General features: G+C 75.1%; 1 protein-coding gene and 2 pseudogenes. All 3 read left to right on the top strand.

Annotation, left to right across the window (positions count from 1 at the left end; genetic code table 11):
• Positions 1 to 784: pseudogene (locus ACFUEL_RS36620) on the top strand (hypothetical protein); the annotation flags it as partial.
• Positions 785 to 824: 40 nt separating this feature from the next.
• On the top strand, positions 825 to 1,808 hold the full coding sequence (locus ACFUEL_RS36615; RefSeq protein ID WP_380242044.1) for a hypothetical protein: 984 nt from the start codon (positions 825 to 827) through the stop codon (positions 1,806 to 1,808).
• Between the two features lie 4 nt (positions 1,809 to 1,812).
• Positions 1,813 to 3,893, top strand: a pseudogene (locus ACFUEL_RS36610) (hypothetical protein); the annotation flags it as partial.

Genomic DNA, 3,893 nt, shown 5'->3' with positions numbered 1-3,893 from the left:
GGGCGCCGGCGGCACGGCCGGCCGCGGCGCCACCGGCGCCTCCGGCATGGGCGGCCACATGCCCGGCATGGGCGGCGGCGCCCGGGGCGGCGGCAAGGACGGCAAGCACGGCAACCGCTTCGTCAGCCCCACCCGCTTCGGCGGCGAGGGCGAGGAGGGCGAGGAACTGCACGGCGACGCGGGCATCCTGGGCCAGGCCGGCGAGGTCGACCCGCGCGACCGCCACTGGCACCGGGCCCGCCGCCGCTGGCTCGACGACGCCCGCGCCGACGGCACCTTCGCCACGCCCGAACCCGAGGCGGAGGCCGTCGCGGCCGCACCCTCCGGCGAGAGCGAGGTCCTGAACCAGCTCGCGGGCGTCCTGCTCGGCGGCGGCGCGACCGCGACCGACGGCACGGGCGCTGACGGTACGGGTACCGACGGTACGGGCGCCGACGGTGCGGGCACCGGAGGCACGGGCACCGGAGGCACGGCGGACGACCGGGCCGCCGCCGGCGCCACCGACCCGACGACGCAGCGTCAGGAGACCCCCGTCACGGCGGCGGAGACCTCCGGCGGCACGGACGACGCCTACCTGGAACGCGCGCGCAGCGCCGCCGCCCGCCGCGGCCACCCCGACGCGCCGACGGCCGAGACCGGGCCCGCCGCGACGGCGACCGACACCGGTGCGGCGGCGACCGCGACCCCGCAGCGGGCCCCGCTCCGCGAGGAGGGCGGCTACCAGGTGCCCAGCCCGTTCCTGCGCGCCGCCCTCTCCCGGCTGGCCGCGCCCGCCGCCGACTGACCGCGCGCCCGCCGTCTCCCGCACCGACGAAGGAACCCTCATGAGCGACGACGAACAGCCCTGGTACGTCGGGGCCGAGGCGCCCGCCGAAGCCGACCGCGTCCTGCACCGGATGGTCGAGACCCCCGTCGAGGCCGACCGCTTCCGGATCGGCACGGCCGTCCCGGAGAGCATCGCCCTGGATCCGGTGCAGTCCCGGGAGCGGATGGGCGGCCTGCTGCAACCCGCGCAGCAGGGGGTTCCGGCGTTCGAGCAGGCGTCACCGCAGCTGCTCGAACCCCAGGAGCGGATCCTGCCGGCGGAGCGGGTGCTGCCGAGGCAGGGGCTGGAGCACCCGGCGGAGGCGCTGCTGCCCAGGCAGGGGGTGGAGCAGCCGGTGGAGCCGTTCCAGCAGGCGCGGACGGACTACGCGGCACCGACCCCCGAGCACCGGGCGGAACCGGCGCAGGCCCTGCTGCGGCCGATGGAACGGGACGAACCGTTCGCCCAGGCCACGCCCGCCCACGTGATCAACCGGCCGTCGCCCGCCCACGTGATGAACCGTCCGGCGGCAGCCCGGAACGCGGCGTCCGGGAGCGGGAGTTCGGGCGGCAACGGCAGCGGCAGCGGCTCCGGCTTCCGGGTGGACCCCGACCAGTACCGGGCGGCAGTGACGCCGATGCTCGCCGCCGCCGACCAACTCGCCGACGTCTACCGGTCGTTGAACGCCTACCTGCCCTCGCTGGAGGCCCAGGACCCCTGGGGCAACGACGAGTCGGGCAAGAAGTTCGCCGAAGGCGACCTGGGCTACGTGAAGATCAGCCACAGCACCATGACGCTCCTCAAGAGCCTGCCCGACGGTCTGAAGAACATCGCCGAAGGTCTGAAGCGGATGGCCGACAGCTACCAGAACGCGGACGAGAACACCGTCGCCGAACTCGGCGGCATCGAGAGCACCGCGCAGATGCCCACCTCTCCCTCCCTCCCGTCCACCCCCCTCCACCTCCCGATCACCCCGGGGATGACCCAGAGCGGAAGGCACTGACCCGATGGCCGTCGAACTCCCGGAACCGCTCCAGTGGGTCCTCCTGCTGCTGGCCGGTACCCGTTGGCCCGAGGCCGACGAGGACCAGCTCCGCCACATGGCCGAGCACTGCCGCAAGGCCGCCGAGAACGTCAAGGACGCCGCGCAGAGCGCCGATTCGACGATCAAGCGTGCCCTGGACGGCCAACAGGGCGTCGCCGCCGAGGCGTTGGCCGGGTACTGGGAGAAGAAGTACACGGTCGGCGAAGGCGGCCCCGACAAGCCCGGTGCCTTTCCGGGCGCGGTCGACTCGCTCAACGGCATGGGCGACATGCTGGAGCAGATGGCCAACTCCGCGGAGACCGCGAAGATCCAGATCATCGCCCAACTCGGCATCCTGGCCTTCGAGTTGGCCACCGCCGAAGCCGAAGCACCGTTCACCGCGGGCGCCTCGCTGCTCCAGGTGCCGGCGATGATCGCGGTCAGCCGGACGGTTGTCCAGCAGATCCTGAAGCAACTGCTCAAGGAAACCCTCAAGATGGCGGCCAAGCAGGCCGCGCAGATGGGCGCGATCAACTTCCTCGCCCAGGGCATCGAACTGGCCGAGGGCCACCGCAAGAGCATCGACATGAAGGAAGTCGGCCAGAACGCGCTCGGCGGCGCGGTCGGCGGCGCCTCCGCCCACCTGATCGGCAAGGGCATCGGCGCGGCCGGCAAGAAGATCGGTGCGGAGAACGCGCTCAACTCGACCGCCGGCAAGATCGGCACCGGCGCGGCCATCGGCGTCGGCGCGGACGTCTCCACCCAGCTGATCACCACCGGCCACGTCGACAGCGGCTCCCTGCTCGGCTCCGGCCTGTCCGGCGGCGCGGGCGCGGGCCTGCACGCCGGCGCCTCCGCGATCAAGAGCCACGGGAACGTCCCCAAGCCGGTGGACGCCCCCAAGCTCGACCTCCCCGACACCGCCGGCGCCGGCCACGACGGCCCGCCCACGTTCACCAAACCCACCTCCTCCTCCGGCGACAGCACCTACCGCGGCCCGTCCGGAACGACCTCCGGCGACAGCGCGGGACCCGCGCCGACCTCCGGGAGTACGTCCGCGAGCACCTCCGCGAGCACCTCCGGGGCCGGGTCCGGGGCCGGGGCCGCGTTTGGCCCAGGCTCGACCGCGGACGCGGGCTCGTCGTCCGGGCACACCAGCACGACAGGTGCGGGCGAGCCGAAGGTGAACGGCCTGGCGCCGTTCGGCTCCGACCGCAGCACCGGGACCACGGCCGGGAGCACGGCAGGAAACACGGCCGGGGCGACCACGCACGAGACGGCCGCCCCCGCCCCCCACGAGCAGGTGGACACCCGGGCCCAGGAGCCCGCCGTCTCCCGCATCGACTCGCGGACGGCCGCACCGAACACCGAAACCGAACCGGCGATGGTGCGCTCGGTGCACCCGACGACCGGACAGCCGCACGAGACGCCCGCGCCGCAGCCGCACCAGGAGTCGCCCACACCGCGAGCGGAGTCGGTCGCGGTCCAGCCGCACGAGACGCCGACCCCGCAGGTGCACGAGAGCGCTGCGCCGCGTCCGGAGCCGGTGGCGCAGCAGCCGCACGAGACTCCGGCCCCGCACCAGGAGCCGGCTGCCGCGCAGGTTCACGAATCGCCCGCGCCGCACCACGAGCCGGCCGCCGCGCAGCCGCACGAGGCCCCGGCGCCGCAGCTGCACGAGACGTCGACGGTTCAGCCGCACGAGACCCCGGCTCCGCACCACGAGTCCGCGACGCAGCAGCCGCACGAGGCTCCGACGCCCCAGCCGCACGAGAACGCCGCGCCGCGCCACGAGCCGGCCGCCGCGCAGTCGCACCCGTCGCCCGCGCCGCACCAGGAGGGTCCCGCGCCGCTGGACGGGAACGTCGCGTCGAGGGTGGTGGAGCAGCCCGCCGGTGCCACTGCGGCGCAGTCGTCCGCGGTGCCGAACCTGTCGGGGGTGCTCGGCGGCGCCGGGCACCTGGCCGGTGGCGGTGGCACCCACCTGGACGGTGGCACCCGGAGCGCGTCGGCCCCGGCGCCGGTGCGTCCGGCCGGGCCCGAGCAGGTGCCCGGCCAGGTGGT

Origin of the sequence: Kitasatospora sp. NPDC057198 (assembly GCF_042670125.1) — a bacterium.
Lineage (GTDB): Bacteria > Actinomycetota > Actinomycetes > Streptomycetales > Streptomycetaceae > Kitasatospora.
Note: the sequence above shows the minus strand (reverse complement) of the source record. Positions and strands in the feature narration are given on the sequence as shown.

Bases quoted from the DNA above. Each gene is read 5' to 3' on its own strand.
- ACFUEL_RS36615 (WP_380242044.1), top strand. From the start codon at position 825: ATGAGCGACGACGAACAGCCCTGGTACGTCGGGGCCGAGGCGCCCGCC.